This is a genomic window from Mongoliibacter ruber (assembly GCF_003003005.1).
GTDB classification, from domain to species: domain Bacteria; phylum Bacteroidota; class Bacteroidia; order Cytophagales; family Cyclobacteriaceae; genus Mongoliibacter; species Mongoliibacter ruber.
Genome location: NZ_PVTR01000006.1, coordinates 16,904 through 36,343, shown reverse-complemented (window position 1 = coordinate 36,343; position 19,440 = coordinate 16,904). Strand labels below are relative to the sequence as shown.

Sequence of the window (19,440 nt, the reverse complement as noted above, 5' to 3'; positions counted from 1 at the left end):
CCGCTACGGAATTACGCAACGGGCGCAACGAAGTTGAAAATGTGACTCGTTGCGTCCGTTGCGTTTATCTTTGCGTTCGTTGCGAGAAAAATTTAATCGTTTAAATATTCGGATAAACTATTACACCAAATTGGTTAATTGGTTTATGATTTGTTTTTTTAATGAATATCAAACACTCATAATTATGTCAGAAAATGAAATCGCTAAGGTAATTTTAGATAAGGCTTTTGAAATTCATAGAAACTTGGGACCAGGATTACTAGAGTCTGTTTATGAAAAAGCTTTAGAGTATGAATTGATTCAGGCTGGTGTTTTCGTAGTATCCCAAGTGCCGGTTCCATTAATTTACAAAGAAATAAAGTTTGAAGCAGGGTTTCGTTTAGATTTGCTGGTAGAAAATAAAGTCATCATAGAAGTCAAAGCCAATGATGGCTTAGCCCCTGTCCACTTTGCTCAAACTTTGACCTATTTGAAACTTTCAGCTAAGAAGCTGGGATTGCTGTTAAATTTTAATGTAAAATACCTGAAAGATGGGATTCATAGGTTAGCCAATAACCTATAGTTTATTGGTTCAACTAAACCCTGCATTTTAATTTCTTTTGAAACTGGAAAAGAGTTCACGTAACGATCATCATGGAATTACGCAAAGTGCGAAACGAAGTTGAAAATGTGACTCGTTGCGTCCTCTGCGTTTATCTTTGCGTCCGTTGCGAGAAACAAAAAAGCTCAAGCAGTAGAATCCTCGATTGGAATGATTTTATCCAGTTCATTTATTTTTTGGTATTGTTCTTCCTCAAGATCATAATCATTCTGTAACCTTAGCCTAAACTTGGGGCTCGTTCCGAAGAACTTGCTTAATCGTTTGAGGAATAAATGTCTCTTTGGCCAATCTGTAAGCAGAAATTTCTAGAGGAATTAGAAACTCTTCTATTAAAATCTCTCCTTGATGCATGTTTTTAAGCCTATTCATTTTTTTATTACTAACAAAATTCATCAATTATATTCAATTTATAAAACTCGGTTTATCACATGATTGGGGTATTTTTGATTGCTATTTAATTGACTAGTTTTAGGGGGTTAAACTTGTTTTAACCCTTTAATTTTGAGGTCTTTTAAATACTTGATGATGAAAAATAAGTTTTTAATACTCTACCTGGTTTTGCAGGGATTTTGTTCCTTAAGCAAAGCCCAAGATAATCCTTTACTCTTGGAATGGAGTATTGGCGAAATGGCTGTTTTTTACAGTCAGGATCAGGAAGTTTCTGCCCAGTTTTCAGGTGAAATCTGTTATGAAGCCAACAGTTTTTTCAAAAGAACCTTAGAGGACTTGGAAGTTGAATTCAAGATCTATGTGCTTTCTAAGGAGGATTGGTCACATTACACTGACCCAAATTTGATTTATGGAATGCCTCACTTTATTCCTAACGAAAAAAGATTAGTAGTTGCTGCAGAGGATAATACATTTTGGAGGATTCAGCTTCCTGACTTTTCTTCATTATCCTCACCTTACAAGGAGCTTTTCCCAATGACTTATAGTCTAAATGATGAAGTAAGTAGCAGGTACTTTTTTGATTTATTGCCTGTCCACGAACTCGGGCATGCATGGGCTTCAAAAGCAGGCCTTAATACCCAAAGAAACTGGCTTTCAGAGATACTGTGTAACCTGATGCTACATACTTTTATTGCGGAAGAAAAAGGAGAATTCCTTGGGGCTTTAGAACTTTTACCCATGTATTGGTCCAAAGAAGACCAATCCAATTATACCTTCAGATCCCTTGAACAGTTTCAAGATAATTATTGGGAAATAGGAACGCAGTCTCCTCGGAATTATGCATGGTATCAGTACAGGTTTCATGATGCTGCTAGGAAGCTTTATAATGAAGGTGGGGCAGATGTATTAATCAATCTTTGGTTGTTTCTTTTGAATAACCAAGAGACTTTGGACGATGATGCATTGTTGTCCGGATTACGTGATGATGTGCATCCTTTTTTTGAAAGCTTATTGAAGAAATGGTAATCGAATTTTAGAGATAATGATTCAGTTTGAAAACTTTATCAATGAATTAGGAAATTTGCAATTGCCTTAATAAAAACTATTGGTTTTATGAATTTTGAGCAAGTTAAAACTTATTGGTTGATTTTAATCCTTTTGATTTCCTGCACTAGCCATGTAGAGCTAAGTCATGAAGATCTGGTTGCCAAAGTACTGAGGGAAGCTCCGCTTATTGATGGACACAATGATTTATTGATCCATTATGTCTGGTGTAAAGCATGTCCGAGAGAGTTGGATGACTATAAATTAGATACCATTTCGGATGGCCATATTGATATTCCCCGACTTCGAAAAGGAGGTGTGGGGGCACTGCTGACCAATATTTTTGGTAGAGGCAAAGAGATGAATGAATATCTGCAAGGTTGGGATTTGATCTATAGAATAGAGAAGAAGTATGCTGCTGATTTCAAAGTAGCAGTTACTTCTTCTGAAGTCAGGCAGGTGATGAAAAGTGGCAAGATTGCCATCATTCCATCCATGGAGCATACCTATGAATTGGTGGATGATCTGGGGAGATTGAGGATATTATACCGATTGGGTTTACGCTCTGTGATTTTGGCTTATAACAACAATAACATTGCGGATGGGGCTTTCGATGAACCCATTCATGATGGTCTGAGCGATTATGGGAAAGAGTTGGTATTGGAAATGAACCGCCTCGGTATCATGATCGACCTTTCCCATATTACAGAAAAAGGAATGCTGGATGTACTGGAAATCACGAGGGCTCCAGTCATATTCAGCCATGCCAATGCAAGAGCCCTTACCGATACTGAAAGAAATGCCTCAGATCAGGTACTTTTGAAATTGAAGGAAAACGGAGGATTGATTATGTTGACACCGGTCAACTATTTTACTACCCAGGAAGCCCATGATTATTTTTTGGTGAAGCTCGATAGCATTGGAAAGGCCTTTCAAGAAAAATACTCTAATCCTGACCAGATGTCTGACGAAGAGATTGAATTAGCTGATGCTGAATGGGATGCTTGGGAAGCAGCCAATCCACATCCTAAAGTAACGGTCAAGGATTTTGTTGATCATTTTGATTATGTGAAAAATATGATCGGTGTAGATCATATAGGTATTGGAAGTGATTTTGATGGCATGAGTTATTTGATTGAGGGGATAGAGGATGCCAGTACATTTCCGAATATCCTTTTGGAGTTGGCCAATAGAGGTTGGACAGAAAAGGAGCTGAAAAAGGTAACCCAAGAGAATTTTTTAAGGATCTTTGAAGCAGTGGAACAAAAGTCCGCTGAACTACAGAAAATTGAAGGGCCTAGAATTGCTAAAGTGACATCTGAAAAAATGCAAAGGGTACCTTAAATTACGGATTAAATTAATCATTCATTCACAGTTCTTCTTATGGCTTTTCCAGGTCTCGCGTCTAACACCAAATCCCCATTTTCAATGATCAATTCACCATTCACAAGTACGAATTTCATTCCAACAGCAGGCAATTGAGGCTCTGTGAAAGTTGCCTTATCCTGTACAGTTTTTTCATCGAAAATTATGATATCAGCATCCATTCCGGTTTGGATTCGTCCCTTGTATTTCATCTGATCTACAGATTGCTCTAAAATCTTTGCTGGATACAAGGAGGATTTGGCAATTGCTTCCATCATACTCAAGACCCCTCTTTCTCTTACATAGTGACTCAACAACCTGGTGTAAGTGCCGGCACTTCTCGGATGTGCGAAGGCATTTTCATTTAAGGGCCATATGTTATCATCAAAATAGTCGTCTGTCTCAATATCTACCCAAGGCATAGCATCCGAAGCAATTACTCCTCCAGGAAACAAAACAGATTCATCCAAAATAGACTCGTCTCTCGGCATATACAAAAACCTGAAAACCACAACAGAACCAGGTTTTTCATTTCTGACTTTTTGAAATTCATCCTCAGTTAAGGGCTTTCCATTTAATTCAATCTGCTCAGCCTTGATATCTTTTTTTTCTCTTGCCTCTTCGTTGAAAAGAGCAGCACCTATTGTTGTGCTCGAAGCTCCATATGTATAACTTTCAGTGGTAATAGGAAGTCCTGAGTTTTGGGCGCTTATGATCATGCTTTTTGTCGTTTTCACATCTCTCAAACTACTACTGTTTAGATGGCAGATATGGCTCTGACTACCAGTAGCAGCAGAAAATGCAATGATTTGCCCAACATATTCCGCAGCAGATTTGGGATCATTAGGGAAATCTCCGCTGATATGTGTAAATGTTGGGACACCATAATCAGACGCCAATTGATGAACGGCCAAAAGCTCCTTGAATCCACCACCTGGAGCATAACCAGCATTGATTCCAATACCAATTGAGCCTTGTTTAATCCCTTCTTCTTCTATCAGTCGGATAATATTTTCTATTTGGGATGGACTTGCAGCATCTCTTACCCAGCTTCTTAATGAAAATGCTTCCTGAAACCATTTCAAATTTGGCTCCATAGGTATATCTTCTAAAGTTTCAATTCTTGCAAAAGTCCATGCGGCTGCTGTTCCATAGTTTAGTATTCTTCCTTGCTCTTCCATTTGTTTGTACCACGGATCCACGGGCAAGATGCCGGACTCTAACTCAAGGGCAGTAGTTACTCCATCAAAAGCCTGCATTCGATCAGCTGTTAAAGTTTGCCCATGAGCATGGAGATCAATAAAGCCGGGTGCTACCACCAGCCCTTCCGCATCGATTGTTTTTAATCCTTCTATTGTGCTTTCTGTAATGATTTTAATTGACCCATTTTTGATTCCTATATTTCTTATTCCATCTAGCTCAGTTTCCGGATCAATAACTCTCCCATTTAAAATTACAACATCAAAATCATTATGATTTTCTCCTTTTGGTGTACAATAGCCAAATATCAATAGGAGGGAAAATAAAATAAGTACGTGGTTTGGGAAGTGGATTTTCATGGGAAAAAAGGTTAAGTTATATCAATCATTAGGGATATTAAGTACTGCTCTGGAATTGATGGTTTCAATACTTATATTTTTCCGACATTAAAATAATAAATATTTCGATAAATAACTGAAAAATTTTAAGAATTAACCTGATGGAATAATTCACCTCACATCATTAGGGTATTGGTAGCCAAGTGAATTTTTTGGTCACAAATGGCGTAGTGGCGACATCTTCCTATGCCAGAGATGAAGCTTCTGTCAAGCGGGAAAAAGAGGTTGAAGCATTGTTCAAACAAGCTTTTCCCGGACGTGAAATTGTGTTCGTTGATGCCATGCCGCTGAATTGGCAGGGTGGAGGCATTCATTGCAGTACACAACAGGAACCCAAAAGGAGAGGGTTGAAGTAAAGCAGGGCTTACATCATGCTTTCTTGAAAAACTATTTTTGAAAAATGCTTTTTGTAAAAACTATTTTGTAAATTTGCTTTATGTATAAACTATTTTATGGAAGTACTGATCAAAAAGTCTGAAAGGAAAGCAAAGTCTGTCAAGGAAAAGCAAAAGAGGTATTTGTACCATCAAATTGATTGGACCCAAAGTTTGATTTTGATCTTGGGTTACCGAGGTTCAGGGAAAACCACCCTTTTACTGCAATATTTGTCAACTTCCGATAAGAAAGGTATTTACCTTAGCCTTGATGATTTTTATTTCGAAACGCATAGATTGGTAGCGTTTGTGAATGAACTCTATGAATTAGGATATCGGCTATTTCTTTTGGATGAAGTCCATAGGTATGCATTTTGGTCAAAAGATCTCAAACAGCTATACGATGATTATGATGATATTCAAGTCATTGCGACAGGATCCTCTATCCTTGATATTTCCAGAGGTAATGCTGATCTTTCAAGAAGGGCATCTGTTTATCATTTACATGGTCTTTCTTTTAGAGAGTATCTGAATTTTCAGTACCGAACAGATCTTTCAAGCTTTACTTTGGATGATATTTTGACCAAGCACCATGCTCTGGCTCCTGAACTGTTGGATAATATACCTGTCCAGTCCTATTTTCAGGATTATTTGAAATTTGGTTATTTCCCTTTCTTTCTGGAATCCAAAATCGGGTATTCACAAAAACTTCAGGAGACAATCCAACTGGTGATTGATACGGATATTGCTCCTTTTGAAGAATTGCAGCACAGTACAGTTCGGACTTTAAAAAAGCTACTAGTTGTCCTAAGTGAAAGTGTTCCGTTTACACCCAATATCAACAAGTTGGCAGAAAAATTAGAAACTCCTCGAAATACTATATTGAGATTGTTGGACATTTTGGATCAAGCCCAAATCCTTAAGCTGCTTAGGTCTGCTACAAAAGGAATCAGCTATCTTCAGAAGCCCGATAAAATATACCTTCAAAACCCCAACTTTATTCATCTCTTTTCGCCAACTATGGCTAATGTGGGAAATGTCCGTGAAACTTTTTTTATTAACCAACTGAGTGCTGTCCATAAAGTGACAAGTCCAAAATATGGGGACTTCATGGTGGATGATGCTTATGTATTTGAGGTAGGGGGAGGCAGCAAAACCACCGACCAGATCCAAGGGATCCCCAACGCTTACCTTGCCCTTGATATCGAAAGTGGAAATGGCAAAAGAATCCCTTTATGGCTATTTGGAATGCTGTACTGATTGTGAGTTCTAAACAGACGTTCAATAGAAGGTTTTAATGAATGAAAAATCATTCATTAAAACCAATTTAATACATTAATGAATGATATATCACTCAAATTGTTTTTATTGATTTGAATAAAATTTATATATTTGTATGAAAAATAAGTCATAATAGCTAAATTAATATTATAATGAATGACTTTTCATACATATCATATATAAGTGATGGAGCGCTTCTCAAAAAAATAGGGGGCTTTGTCAAATCCCGCAGGATTGAGCAAAACCTCACGCAAGACGAGGTGGCAGAGCGGGCTGCGATCAGTCGGTCTACGCTTAGTTTACTGGAAAGGGGTGAGAATATTGCCCTGACCAATCTATTGAAAGTTTTGCGGGTATTGGATGCACTGTATGTGTTGGAGCATTTTCAAGAGGTTAAGCCTATAAGTCCTATGCAGCTCGCCAAAGAAGACGAAGTGAAATGGAAAAGGGCTTCCAAAAGCAAAAAGTCTTCACCAAAAGATGATCTGGGATGGTAAGGACGGCATTTGTCAAGCTCTGGGGTCAGCGCATAGGTGCGGTGGTATGGGATGAAAGTCAGGAGTTGGCTTTTTTCGAATACGACCGAAGGTTTGCCTCAGGGAAACTGGATATCTCCCCTGTTCGGATGCCGCTGGGAACTCGCATTTACAGCTTCCCGGAATTGAGGAGAAATGCAACATTCAAAGGTCTTCCTGGCTTGTTGGCGGATTCCTTACCTGATCGCTATGGGAATGAATTGATTAATGGCTGGCTTGCCCGCAATGGTAGGCCAGAAAACTCCTTGAATCCTGTAGAATTACTTTGTTTCATCGGAAATAGAGGCTTGGGTGCTTTGGAGTTTGAGCCTTCTACGCTGCCGGCTCAAGAGCAAGGGCAATTATTGGAGCTATCGAGTCTGATCGAAACTACCAAAAAGTTGTTGGAGAGTAGGGAGCAATTTGAAATGCACACAGACCAAGGTATGCGAGATGTCATGCTGAATGTATTGAAGATGGGGACTTCAGCAGGAGGGGCAAGACCAAAAGCCATCATCGCGTACAATGAATCCACAGGGATGATCCGCTCTGGACAGACTTTGCAGGAGGCTGGGTTTGAACACTGGTTGATCAAGTTTGACGGGGTCAATGACACGCAGTTTGGAGAGACATTTGGTTATGGACGAGTGGAGATGGCCTACTATGCCATGGCGATAGATGCGGGTATTGAAATGGCTCAAAGTAGGCTGATTGAAGAAGAGGGCAGGGCGCATTTTATGACCAAGCGCTTTGATAGAGTGAATGGAACGGATAAGCTTCATATGCAGACTTTTTGTGCTTTGCAGCATTTTGATTTCAATAATGTGAGTAGCTACAGCTATGAGCAGTTGTTTCAGACCATGCGTCAACTGAGACTTACGTACGCCGAAGCAGAGCAGCTGTTCCGCAGGATGGTATTTAATGTATTGGCCCGCAACTGTGATGACCATACCAAGAACTTTGCTTTTCTGATGGATCAGGAGGGAAAATGGAGTCTTTCTCCTGCCTATGATATTTGCCATGCGTATAGACCAGATAGTGTTTGGGTCAGTCAGCATTGCTTGAGCATCAATGGCAAAAGGAAAGATTTTGTGATGGATGATTTTTTGACCATTGCCAAGCAAAACTCCATCCGAAACCCTCAAGGCATTATCCAAGGAGTGCAGGAGATTGTTTCCAATTGGATAGAGTATGCCGGAAAGTATAAGGTGAATGCAAAGCTTGCTGAGGCGATTGCTGCTACTTTGGTGAAATTGGTGTAGGGGCTGCTTTTTGATTAATTTTTCTACTTCTCAAAACTTCACACATCACATCATTGGGGTATTGTTAGCTATTGGAATTTCAGGGAAATTTATGGGTGATATTTCACGCGACGATCACGAAGGATATTACGTAACGGGATTTTATTAAATTCATAGTGTTCGCTGTGTGAATCCAACTACTTGGAAATCATGGTCACAAATCAATTAATTTCTTAAATAAATCTAAAAAACAAATTATATCCATGAAGACGCTTCTTTTTCCCCCCTTTCTGGTATTGATAAGCCTTCAAAGTTTTTCTCAGGATTTTTCCGACCTGAGATATTATGAAGCTGGTAATATCAATCTCTTCTATTCGCATGAAACAGAAGATAATCCTTTGTTTTTAGGTGTATTGACCAATGATGCAAATAGGTTCTATTCTAAAACTCTGGGAGAAAAGGAGTTGAAAGTAAATTTGCTTGTCCTAAACAAGGACGATTGGGGGATATATACCAGTAAGCAGTTGATTTATGGAATGCCCCATTGGCGTCGTACAGACAATGCTATCATCGTGTCTTCTGATGATAATTTTTTTTGGGCTGCCCATTTGCCAAATCCCAATACGCTACAATCTCCTGACAAGGAGTTATTTGAAGAAACATATGGAACGGAAAATGGAGGAATGAGTGCCAGGTTTTTTTTCGATCTGGGCACTATCCATGAATTGTTTCATCTATGGCTTTTTAATGGTCAAAGAGAATCGCAGCGGATATGGCTGGAAGAAATATTTTGTAACCTGGCTGCTTTCGCCTATACACAAACAGAAAGACCCGAGTGGGTAAGTGGGTTAAAAGTATTGGCCGATTACCAGGTTGCGAATGATAAAGCTCCCCATCAATATAGGAGTTTGGAGACTTTTGAAGAGAATAGAATGAAAATTGTAATGGAAGCTCCCCAAAATTACGGTTGGTACCAATTCCGATTCATTCAGGCGGCTAGTCAGCTATATGATGAAGCTGGGGTAGAGGTTATGAAGAAACTTTGGGATTTTCTTGGGGAATACCAAGAGAAACTGTTTGAAGATGAACTGAAAAATAAACTTACCTCAGAAGTTCATCCCTATTTCAAAGTTTTGATGGAAGAGTGGTGATAATAGTTGATTCTATTAATTAGGAGCTAATGTTAGTATATTTTTAAAAATCGAGTCACATCATTAGGGTATTGTAGGCAACTTGAAATTGAGGGAAATTTAGGGGTATGGTTTCACGCAACGGACGCAAAGATAAAAACGCAACGGGCGCAACGGGATTGTTTTATAATCGCCGCGTTCTCTGCGCTTTTCTTTGCTCACGCTGTGTGAAACAAAAATCATCAAACCATGAAAAACTCAATAATCTTTGTCTTTTTGATAGTAATCATTGCCTCCTGCAAGCAAGAACAAAGGGATCCTGCAATTTTTTACTATCCTGCTGAATGGGAACCGCAGGAGGCTATGTTAATGGGTTGGACGGAAAGGCAACCGGAGTTTTTTCCATTGGCTGTAGATCTAGCACGCGCACTTGAAGGTTCTACATCAGTCATTTTTGTATCAGATACCAGTGAAAATCCTGTGGTTTTCAAAGAATACCTATTGGAAAATGGCTTAGATACTGCAGCATATACTTTTATATCTTTACCCGTATGGCAAGCTGTGGCACTAAGAGACGTTGGCCCGGTGTATCTGGTCAATGGGCTGGGGGACACAAAAGCAGTGGACTATAGGTGGTCATTTCAGGATTTTTTCGAACGGTTTTTAATCGAGAAAGGTGTGGATCCGGACACAGCTAAGGCCGATGCTTCATTTTTCAACAGAAATCAAAAAACGGACAGTTTGATAGCTGCAAGAGAGGGACTAGAGGTGCTTGTCTCTCCTTTGAATTTAGATGGTGGTGCAATAGAGGTGAATGGGAAAGGAAGTATTTTGTTGAATGAGGATTGGATGTTTAAGGTTAATCCGGAATTGTCCAAACTCAGCATTGAAGAGGAACTCAAGCGTACTTTAGGGGTCCATCATTTTATTTGGGTAGGAAAAGGTTTGGTCGAAGATAGTGATCCAACGGAATTCATTGTTCCTGGATATGTTGCCATTGGTACCGCCGGTCATACCGATGAATATATCCGATTTGCCAATGCGAATACCATTTTGCTGGCTTGGGTGGATGAAGAAGAAAAAGATGTACATCCTGTTCATGCTGAAAACTACCGAAGGCTACAGGAAACGTATGATATTTTGGTCAAAGCAAAAGATCAGGATGGAAAACCATTCAAGATCATCAAAGTTCCTTTACCGGATCTGCGGTACAGGCCTAATATTGTTGTAGAGGGCTGGGCAATAAGTGATTCGACTATTGGGAACAAGTATTTTCTCCCCCACCAAAAGGTGGCATTAGGAGATACCCTGCAATACCTTTCTGCTTCCTCTTACCTCAATTTTTTGATTTCCAATGATAAGGTGCTCTTGCCAACTTATTTGGCAGTTGGTAGCTCTACAGAAAAAGAAGGACGCGTCAAAGAGATTTTTTCAAGTTTATACCCTGATAAACAATTGGTCTGGATAGATGCTACAGTTTATAACTGGGGAGGTGGAGGAATACATTGCTATACCAAACAGGTACCTAAAGCTAATTGAGAATCAAAGTTTTTAATGAATTGATAAAAACCATAAAATATTAATAAAATGAACACAAAATTTACATTTCTTATTTTTGGGCTATTGCTAATCATAAAACCTTCACTCGCTCAAAACCCCTTACTTGAAACCTTCAACACCCCTCACGGGATCATTCCTTTGGAAAAGGTTGAGACTGAGCATATTTTACCTGCCTTTAATGTTGCCTTGGAAGAAGACAGGAAGCAGGTACAGGCCATTATTGATAACTCAGAGACCGCCACATTCAACAATACCATCGCCGCATATGCAAAGATTGGGAGAAATACAGGCATGATATCAGGCTATGCAAATGCAATGGCTGCTGTCAATGGCAATCCCGAAATATATCAGACGGTAGGCATGGTCAGCCACCTAAGCAGCGCCTTTTCTAATGAATTGCTTTTCAATGAAAAACTTTTCGAGAGGGTAAAGGAGGTTTATCTACAAAAGGAAAGCTTGTCATTGACTCCGGAGGAACTGACCCTGCTGGAGAACTATTACCGCTGGTTTGCCCGAAATGGCAATGATCTTTCAGAAAAAGAAAAAGAGCGTCTGAAAGAGATAAGAAGTCGTTTGACTGAACTGAGCACCATTTTTGGTCAGAATGCTATACAGGATAGGGACCGTACATTTTTCCACCTTACACAGGAAGAAGACCTGGCCGGACTGCCCGAAAGGGTAATCACTTCAGCTGCAGAATATGCCAAGAGTAAAAATACAGATGGATGGGCTTTCCCAATTTCAGGCCCTTCAACAGGAGACTTCATGAGGTACGCAGATAATAGAGCATCAAGAGAAAAGCTTTTGAAGTTATCGTGGCAAATCGGAAATAATCCCAATGAATTCAATAATCTTGAAATTGCCAAAGAGCTATTGAACCTTCGTCTTGAAATGGCGCAACTGCTAGGTTACAATTCTTTTGCCGAATATGTGCTTGAAGAAAGTATGGCAGAAACACCCGAGCAAGTAATGACTTTTCTTGACACATTCAAGGACAAGGTAAAACCAATAGCAGAAAAGGAAATAGAAAATCTGCATGCATTTGCCATTTCTCAAGGCTTTAATGATGTGATTCGACATTGGGATTTTGCTTATTTCAACAGGAAATACAGGGAGGGGATTTTTGAATTTAACACCGACGAGGTTAAGCCTTGGTTGCCTGTTGGACATGCCATCGAGGAAACTTTTTCTATGGTATCTGAAATGTGGGGACTCGAGTTCAGGGAAAACCAAAGCTTGCCAAAAATGCACCCCCAAATGCTTCCTTACGAGGTTTTTGACGCAAATGGTGATGTAAAAGCGGTATTATATCTTGACCTTTATGAGAGAGCAGGAAAAGTAGGTGGAGCATTTGCCGGCGCGATTCGGGCACAGAATAAAGAAAGCGGGCATAATGAAATACCTTTGATTGGCCTGGTGTGTAACTTCAGAAATCCTTCCATAGATAATGAGGCATTTTTAAGTTTAAGCGAACTCAGTACTTTTCTGCATGAATTGGGACATGCCTTGCATTATATATTGTCAGATGTAACCTATAGAAATCTATCTGGTACAAACTTAAAGTATAGTGATTTTGTAGAGGTTCCATCCATGTTGCTGGAAAAGTGGGCTTATGAACCGGATTTTCTTATCAGGGTGGGCAGGCATTACCAAACAGGTGAAGCGCTGCCACAAGAAATGATTGATAAAATCATACGCAATGAAAAGGAAGGCAGGGCACTTTCAGAAATGCGGTTAACCATTGCTGATGCTGCCCTCGATATTGCCCTTCACGATATGCGTATGCCTTTTGAAGGTGATCTTTGCGGTTGGGAAAGGGACTTTACCCAAAACTATTCCTTGTTTCCTTCGGTAGAAGACGCATGCTATATTCCATCATTTCGTCACATATTTTCCAATGGGTATGCTTCCGGTTATTACACCTATACTTGGTCAGACATGATGTCTTGGGATATTTTCAATGAGTTTAGAAAAAATGGCATTTTCGATCCAGCCACAGCCAAAAGACTGGAAAAGGAGATATTGTCGAAAGGCGGTACTGTTCATCCAGGGGAGTTATTCAAAAACTTTATGGGTAGGGATATGAGTATAAATGCATTTTTGGAGAGTTTCGACAATGAATAAATTAGTTTATATGAAAAATATTGTGACACTTTCGGTATTATGGTTTATTCTTGTTGGAGGCCAATCATTCGGGCAAAATCCACTGTTGGAACCCTACGAAACACCCCACGGCATCATCCCTTTTGAAGAGGTAGATTTGGAGCATATTCTTCCTGCATTTAATGCTGTCCTTGAAGAAGCAAGGGAAGAAATACAAAAATTAATTGACAACCCACAACCTGCCACTTTTGAAAATACAATCCATGCATTTGAAAGATTAGGCCAAAAAAGATTTTTAATTGCGAGGTATGTCAGTTTGATGGGACATACCTACAGTAATCCTGAACTGAACTCCATAGTGTCAGAGGTAAATCAGCTTAATGCAGCCTATTTTAATGAAGTACTCTTGAATACGAAACTTTTTGAACGGGTGAAAGCTGTGTATTTGCAGAGAGATGACTTAAACTTATCTCAAGAAGAAAAGACCCTGTTGGAAAATAACTACAGTTCTTTTGCACGTAGTGGTAACGACCTTCCTGATACACAAAAGGGACGACTTAAAGAAATTAGAACCCGACTTTCGGAGTTAAGCGTCATTTTTGGACAAAATGTAACCCAGGACAGGGACCGCGCCTTTTTTCACCTCCTAAACGAGGAAGACCTGACAGGACTGCCGGATGAGGCCATTGAGGCAGCAGCAGAATATGCGGGCAAAAAAGGAGTGGAGGGCTGGGCTTTTTCCTATCATGGAAATCTGGCAGGACAATTTATGACCTACTCAGAAAATAGGGGGCTTAGAGAAAAGCTGTTTCGAGAATCGATGCAGATAGCCAACAATGATAATGAATTTAATAACCTCAACAACGCCAAAGAAATATTGAATCTTCGTTTGGAAATGGCTCAATTGCTGGGTTACGATTCTTATTCACATTATGAACTTGAGGAAACAATGGCGGAAACTCCCAAACAAGTTGAAGATTTTCTCAATCAATATACAGACAAGGTAAAACCTATTGCTGAAAGGGAAATTGAAAGTGTAAGGACTTTTGCTTCTTCATTGGGCTTTGATGATGTCATTCAAGAATGGGATTATAGTTATTTTAGTAAGAAATACAGAATCGGAAAATATGAGTTCAATTCAGATGAAGTAAAACCTTTTTTACCTGTCGATCATGTCGTTAAAGAGAGTTTTACCATGGTCAAAGATATGTGGGGGCTGGATTTAAGGATAAATGATAGGTTGCCCAAATTCCACCCTGATGCAACTTCTTATGAGATTTTCGATGCTAAGGGAAATATTAAAGCGGTGATGTATTTAGACCTTTTCGAAAGAGAAGGCAAAGATGGGGGTGCCCGAATGAGTACAATTCGTTTGCAGCACAAGGAAAATGGAGAAAACGAAATACCTGTGCTGAATTTGTTGTGCAACTTCAGTAATCCCGTCGGTGATGCCGCGGCTTTGCTAAAGCTATATGATTTGGAAACTTTTTTACACGAGCTTGGCCATGGATTGCATGTGATATTGTCTGATGTAACTTATAGAAGTTTGTCAGGTGTCAGCCTAAGGTATTCTGATTTTGTTGAAATGCCTTCTATGTTGTTACAAAAATGGACCTATGAGCCTGACTTTTTAATTAGGGTAGGCAAACACTACCAAACAGGGCAACCCATTCCTCAGGATTTGATTGATAAAATCATTAGCAACCAAAAGGAAGGCAGGGCAATTTCTGCGATGGAATTCATAATTCCCTATGCTGTGCTTGATATAGCCCTGCATAGTATTCAGAATCCCATTGAGGAAAATTTGTGCGATTTGGAAAGTTCTTTTATGCAGGATTATTCCTTTTTGCCTTGGGTGGAGGGGACTTGTTACATTCCTTCATTCAATTCAATTTTTTCTTCTGGATATGCATCAGGGTTCTATACCTACGATTGGTCAGACATGATGTCATGGGATATTTTCAATGAGTTTAGAAAGAACGGGATTTTTGACCCTGCAACTGCCGCAAGACTTGAAAAGGAGATATTGTCGAAAGGCGGTACTGTTCATCCAGGGGAGTTATTCAAAAACTTTATGGGAAGGGATATGAGTATAAATGCATTTTTGGAGAGTTTTGATGATCAATAGAATAGGTTTAAATGAAACACCTAAACTCCCGCTTTTACTTGATTATCACCATCCTGCTTCTGCTATTGGTGTTGTTAGGCTTTGGTCCTAGGTTTTATCTGCGCCCATTTTTTGATCAGCCAAGGCATTTGCAAATGGCGCAATTGCCTATCTATTTAATCCTTCATGGAATGTTGATGACTTTGTGGTACATTTTGCTCCTGGTACAGTCTGCCTTGGTGAATACCAAAAACATCAAACTACACATGAGGCTGGGCTGGGTATTGGGCGTGATTGCCATTCTTGCTGTCATATTTGCAATTCCTGTGATGATGGGCTTTGCGCCAAGGATGCATGCTTTGGGTTTTTTGGATGTCAATAATGCAGAAAGGCTATGGCTTCAGAATGTCATGTGGACGAATGATTTATTGGCTTTGATTACTTTCTCAGGTATGGTGGGTATTGGATTTTTCAATCGGAAAAACAAGAGTTTACACCGTACCATGATGCTTTTTGCTTCCATGGCTTTTACAGGTCCTGCCACAGGCAGATTGTTTGAATGGATGGCTCCTGCACTTTTTATGGAAGGTACGGTGCTGGTATTTGTTTTATTTCCATTGTCCGTTGTGATACACGATTGGGTGAAAGAAAAGAAATTTCCCAAGTATCCCTTATGGGGGCTGTTGGCGCTACTAATGATGATAACCTTGACCTTTCTGTTGCCATCTTTTGAATTTTGGACAGCGCTTTTTAGAAGTCATTTGAGGTGAACAAATTTCGCTTTCAATACTAGCTATCACATGATTAGGGTATTGTGAGCGTGATGAATTTCAGGGAAATTTAGGAAAATGGTTTCACGCACACCTTGTCACGAGCATCGGGAGAGCGCAACGAAAAAAAGAGAATCTTGTCCTCAAAATTGGGAGAGTGCACCTGAATGATATAATTAAATCGTTGCGTCCGTTGCGTTTCCCTTTGCGCTCGCCGCGTGAACCCCAAAACCAAAAACACATGAAAAAACTCTCACTTTTCACTCTCTTAGGATGGATCATTTTTGCTTGCTCCAGTCCATCCCATGATCTTTTGATCACCAATGTCACTGTCATAGACGTAGTCACGGGCGAAGTGCTTCCTAACCGAACAGTCTCCATTGACGGTGATGAAATCACAGCCATTTATACCAAAACCATCAAGCCCCAAGCAGGAACTGAAGTGGTGGGTGGAACAGGGAAATACCTGATCCCAGGGCTGTGGGATATGCATGTGCATAATAACTGGAACTATGAAGATACCAATGACCTCTTAGTAGCCAATGGTGTAGTAGGGGCAAGAGAAATGTGGGGGGATATGGAAATCAGGAAGAAAATGGATGAAGAACGAGCCTCTGGTAAGCCTATTATCGACATCTATTCTGCTGGAGTATTGACCGATGGAGCACCTAAAATTTGGCCAAGTTCTGCTGAGGTAACCACTCTGGAAGAAGCGGAAGCTTTAGTCCGCTGTCAGGTGGCTCAGGGAGCAGATTTTATCAAGGTTTATTCTAGGCTGGACAGTGCTTGCTTTTTTACAATTGGAAAAACAGCCATAGAATTAGGCGTTCCATTTTCAGGCCATGTTCCTGATTCAGTTTCTATTATTGACGCCCTAGCGGCGGGAATGCTTACCTCTGAACACCTGTATGGCTTGCAGGAGTTGGGTTATTCTTTACGTGAATTGAAGGAAGTAGATAATTTATTTGAGGTTGGCAATCGTATTGAGGCATTACAGAAGGGGTTGAAATTTTTTGATTCTTCTGCTATGAAAGAAAAGCTTCAAAAATTGGACTTATCAAAACATTGGTTTTCTCCAACCATGGTTACCAACAGAGGGGTTAGGTCTATGCAGGATAGTGTTTTCACATCAGACCCTAGGATTTCGTATTTGCCTAATTATATAACTGAGGACTGGAAACCAAGAAGGACCATGGGAAGCCAACGAATGATGCCAAGCTTAGAGTTAATGCAGCAATTGTATCAAAATGACTTTCAGATTTTAACTATCCTAATTGAAAGTAAAGCCCAAATCATAGCAGGTACAGATTATCCCAATCCTTGGGCCTTCCCGGGTTTTAGCATGCATGATGAATTGGAAATCTACGTTCAGGCAGGCATGACACCATTACAGGCTCTTCAAACAGCCACGCTCAATCCAGCCAAAGTGATGAATAATGATCGAATTGGAATAATTGAAAAAGGAAAATCGGCAAGTTTGGTCCTTTTGAACAGTAACCCTTTGGATGATATCAATGCTATTCGGGAAATTGAAAGTGTAGTACTTAGAGGAAAAGTGTTTGATCGCAACGCATTGGATGAAATGCTTCAAGAGGCTAAAAATAAAGCAGCATTGCCATCTTTGATGGATTGGTTTCAAACCGTTCAAGATATGTCACAAGCGTTGTTGGCTTTGGAAAACAAATGGGATAGCATGTCAACAAAATATCACTTGTCTGGTTTGGAATTTTTGATCAATTACGCTAGCTATAATCTTTTAGGGGAAAATGATTTGGATCAAGCAATGGAAATTTTTGCTTTAAATACGCGCATGCATCCATATAGCCAAAATGTATGGGATAGCTATGCAGAAGGCTTTTTGATGCAAGGGGATACCGCCAATGCTATCCAATACTACCAAAAAGCATTAGATATCTATCCCTGTAATCAGGTAATTGAGAAGCGATTGCAGGCATTGAAGCCTTAACTTCAACAACTTTCCAAAGTTTTGAACTTTGGAAAAGTTTAACCCTAAACCTATACACTATGGAAACACTTGCCCCTTTGTCACCATCCAGAAGAATCGACTTGGTAGATTCCTTGAGAGGATTTGCCATTTTTGGTATTCTCTTGGTCAACATGTCTGCCTTTTTCAAACCAAGCGTAGAATTCATCATGTTGCCTTCTTTTGGAAACAGCACTGTTGAGATACTTTCCAATGGTTTTATTTACTTCTTTTTTACTGGAAAATTCTTCGTCTTGTTTTCGCTCTTATTTGGTTTTGGGTTCTATGTGTTCTTACATAAAGACAAAGAGGTAAGCAAACAGAATATCAGTTTGTTTCGGAAGAGGCTTTTCTGGCTTTTGATCATAGCCATATTACATATTGCATTGATTTGGGAAGGGGATATTCTATTTTACTATGCACTCTTTGGATTTTTATTGATCCTGTTCAGAAAGTCTTCTACCAAGAAAATCATCATCTGGATGCTTGTGTTTTTATTGATCCCAATTGTTTTTGTCGGCTTAATTAGCATGATGCCCCAAATTTTAGCTTCCAACCCCGAAGCATTGCAGGCAATGGAGAAAGGCAGTATGGAGCAATTGGCAGCTACTCAAGATTTAGTCCAAAGAGCATATCAAGCATATAATTCCGGATCTTACAGCGAAGTTATTCGGATGAACATCGAGCAATGGCTTTTCCTATTATCGGGGATTATTATTTTCTATCCCACCTGTATGGTGATGTTCTTGATGGGTTTATTGATAGGTAGAAGTGGCTTTTTTGCCCGAACCAATGAGTATGAACAACAACTCAAGAAAGTCTTTTGGGTATCCTTGCCTTTTGGAATTTTGTTAAACTTAGGTCTATTACTTGCTCTCTCCAATGCCAATCCGGCTTCTTTGGATTTTTGGGCATTTATAGGAAGGGCCACGGGGATTCTAGGTGGCATAGTGATGATGTTTACCTATGTTTCAGGCTTTATTTTGCTGTATAATCGAGGGAAGTTTGCAGGACTGTTTTCGGGCTTTTCAGCAGTTGGGAGAATGGCACTTACCAATTATATTTCACATTCAGTGATCGCTTTGTTGCTTTTTAGATCAGGTTTTTTTGGGTTATTTGGAGAACTTGAAGTGTGGCAGGGGATCTTATTGGTCTTAGCTATTTTTAGTTTCCAAATATCCTTTAGCAAATGGTGGTTGAGTAAGTATAGGTTTGGTCCATTAGAGTGGCTTTGGAGGACGCTGACTTATGGAAAAGTGGAGGCATTAAAAGTCAGGGCATCCACCGAACCTATAGTTTGAAGCGCAGTAATAAGCAAAAAAAAAAAAAAAATAAATATTCGAATTCCTACTTTAGTTAGCTGCAACATAGTACTTA

The 19,440-nt window shown here is 39.7% G+C and carries 15 protein-coding genes and 1 pseudogene; 14 read left to right on the top strand and 2 right to left on the bottom strand.

The features are described from left to right. Positions 1-184: 184 nt before the first annotated feature. Complete coding sequence (locus CLW00_RS10795) at positions 185-562, top strand: GxxExxY protein (RefSeq protein ID WP_106133707.1); 378 nt, start codon at positions 185-187, stop codon at positions 560-562. Positions 563-726: 164 nt separating this feature from the next. On the opposite strand, the pseudogene CLW00_RS21650 reads toward CLW00_RS10795, so the two are convergent. After that, positions 727-970 (bottom strand): annotated as a pseudogene (locus CLW00_RS21650) (helix-turn-helix transcriptional regulator). 153 nt (positions 971-1,123) lie between these two features. On the opposite strand from CLW00_RS21650, the gene CLW00_RS10785 reads away from it, so the two are divergent. Together CLW00_RS10785 and CLW00_RS10780 are read left to right on the top strand one after the other, a co-directional pair. Further along, on the top strand, positions 1,124-2,017 hold the full coding sequence (locus tag CLW00_RS10785) for a hypothetical protein (protein ID WP_106133706.1): 894 nt from the start codon (positions 1,124-1,126) through the stop codon (positions 2,015-2,017). Positions 2,018-2,104: 87 nt separating this feature from the next. Beyond that, entirely contained in the window at positions 2,105-3,379 is a 1,275-nt protein-coding gene (locus CLW00_RS10780; protein WP_106133705.1) for a dipeptidase, read from the top strand. Positions 3,380-3,396: 17 nt separating this feature from the next. On the opposite strand, the gene CLW00_RS10775 is transcribed toward CLW00_RS10780, so the two are convergent. Then, positions 3,397-4,959 (bottom strand): amidohydrolase family protein, encoded by a 1,563-nt coding sequence (locus tag CLW00_RS10775; RefSeq protein WP_106133704.1) that lies wholly within the window; start codon positions 4,957-4,959, stop codon positions 3,397-3,399. Positions 4,960-5,141: 182 nt separating this feature from the next. On the opposite strand from CLW00_RS10775, the gene CLW00_RS10770 reads away from it, so the two are divergent. The 11 genes from CLW00_RS10770 (at position 5,142) to CLW00_RS10720 (ending at position 19,364) form a co-directional block, all read left to right on the top strand. Next, positions 5,142-5,354: an agmatine deiminase family protein gene (locus CLW00_RS10770; RefSeq protein ID WP_170073211.1), complete on the top strand. Its 213-nt coding sequence runs from the start codon at positions 5,142-5,144 to the stop codon at positions 5,352-5,354. A 96-nt stretch (positions 5,355-5,450) separates the two neighbouring features. After that, positions 5,451-6,632 (top strand): ATP-binding protein, encoded by a 1,182-nt coding sequence (locus tag CLW00_RS10765; RefSeq protein ID WP_106133702.1) that lies wholly within the window; start codon positions 5,451-5,453, stop codon positions 6,630-6,632. A 173-nt stretch (positions 6,633-6,805) separates the two neighbouring features. Further along, a complete protein-coding gene (locus CLW00_RS10760) occupies positions 6,806-7,150 on the top strand; it encodes a helix-turn-helix domain-containing protein (protein ID WP_106133701.1) in 345 nt (114 codons plus the stop codon). Beyond that, positions 7,144-8,430, top strand: a complete 1,287-nt coding sequence (locus tag CLW00_RS10755) for a type II toxin-antitoxin system HipA family toxin (RefSeq protein ID WP_106133700.1) — start codon at positions 7,144-7,146, stop codon at positions 8,428-8,430. The genes CLW00_RS10760 and CLW00_RS10755 overlap by 7 nt, the downstream gene beginning before the upstream one ends. 242 nt (positions 8,431-8,672) lie before the next feature. Continuing rightward, positions 8,673-9,560, top strand: a complete 888-nt coding sequence (locus tag CLW00_RS10750) for a hypothetical protein (protein ID WP_089239324.1) — start codon at positions 8,673-8,675, stop codon at positions 9,558-9,560. A 228-nt stretch (positions 9,561-9,788) separates the two neighbouring features. Continuing rightward, the gene (locus tag CLW00_RS10745) at positions 9,789-11,078 is read left to right on the top strand and encodes an agmatine deiminase family protein (RefSeq protein WP_106133699.1); all 1,290 of its coding nucleotides are present in this window, start codon (positions 9,789-9,791) and stop codon (positions 11,076-11,078) included. A 48-nt stretch (positions 11,079-11,126) separates the two neighbouring features. Beyond that, complete coding sequence (locus CLW00_RS10740) at positions 11,127-13,223, top strand: M3 family metallopeptidase (protein WP_106133698.1); 2,097 nt, start codon at positions 11,127-11,129, stop codon at positions 13,221-13,223. 10 nt (positions 13,224-13,233) lie between these two features. Continuing rightward, entirely contained in the window at positions 13,234-15,330 is a 2,097-nt protein-coding gene (locus CLW00_RS10735) for a M3 family metallopeptidase (protein ID WP_170073210.1), read from the top strand. Positions 15,331-15,341: 11 nt separating this feature from the next. Then, positions 15,342-16,079: a hypothetical protein gene (locus CLW00_RS10730; protein ID WP_106133696.1), complete on the top strand. Its 738-nt coding sequence runs from the start codon at positions 15,342-15,344 to the stop codon at positions 16,077-16,079. 241 nt (positions 16,080-16,320) lie between these two features. Then, positions 16,321-18,045, top strand: a complete 1,725-nt coding sequence (locus tag CLW00_RS10725; RefSeq protein ID WP_106133695.1) for an amidohydrolase family protein — start codon at positions 16,321-16,323, stop codon at positions 18,043-18,045. Positions 18,046-18,104: 59 nt separating this feature from the next. Then, complete coding sequence (locus CLW00_RS10720) at positions 18,105-19,364, top strand: DUF418 domain-containing protein (RefSeq protein WP_106133694.1); 1,260 nt, start codon at positions 18,105-18,107, stop codon at positions 19,362-19,364. The last annotated feature ends 76 nt before the right edge of the window (positions 19,365-19,440 follow it).

Bases quoted from the DNA above. Each gene is read 5' to 3' on its own strand.
- CLW00_RS10795 (WP_106133707.1), top strand. From the start codon at position 185: ATGTCAGAAAATGAAATCGCTAAGGTAATTTTAGATAAGGCTTTTGAA.
- CLW00_RS10785 (WP_106133706.1), top strand. From the start codon at position 1,124: ATGATGAAAAATAAGTTTTTAATACTCTACCTGGTTTTGCAGGGATTT.
- CLW00_RS10780 (WP_106133705.1), top strand. From the start codon at position 2,105: ATGAATTTTGAGCAAGTTAAAACTTATTGGTTGATTTTAATCCTTTTG.
- CLW00_RS10775 (WP_106133704.1), bottom strand. From the start codon at position 4,959: ATGAAAATCCACTTCCCAAACCACGTACTTATTTTATTTTCCCTCCTA.
- CLW00_RS10765 (WP_106133702.1), top strand. From the start codon at position 5,451: ATGGAAGTACTGATCAAAAAGTCTGAAAGGAAAGCAAAGTCTGTCAAG.
- CLW00_RS10760 (WP_106133701.1), top strand. From the start codon at position 6,806: ATGAATGACTTTTCATACATATCATATATAAGTGATGGAGCGCTTCTC.
- CLW00_RS10755 (WP_106133700.1), top strand. From the start codon at position 7,144: ATGGTAAGGACGGCATTTGTCAAGCTCTGGGGTCAGCGCATAGGTGCG.
- CLW00_RS10750 (WP_089239324.1), top strand. From the start codon at position 8,673: ATGAAGACGCTTCTTTTTCCCCCCTTTCTGGTATTGATAAGCCTTCAA.
- CLW00_RS10745 (WP_106133699.1), top strand. From the start codon at position 9,789: ATGAAAAACTCAATAATCTTTGTCTTTTTGATAGTAATCATTGCCTCC.
- CLW00_RS10740 (WP_106133698.1), top strand. From the start codon at position 11,127: ATGAACACAAAATTTACATTTCTTATTTTTGGGCTATTGCTAATCATA.
- CLW00_RS10735 (WP_170073210.1), top strand. From the start codon at position 13,234: ATGAAAAATATTGTGACACTTTCGGTATTATGGTTTATTCTTGTTGGA.
- CLW00_RS10730 (WP_106133696.1), top strand. From the start codon at position 15,342: ATGAAACACCTAAACTCCCGCTTTTACTTGATTATCACCATCCTGCTT.
- CLW00_RS10725 (WP_106133695.1), top strand. From the start codon at position 16,321: ATGAAAAAACTCTCACTTTTCACTCTCTTAGGATGGATCATTTTTGCT.
- CLW00_RS10720 (WP_106133694.1), top strand. From the start codon at position 18,105: ATGGAAACACTTGCCCCTTTGTCACCATCCAGAAGAATCGACTTGGTA.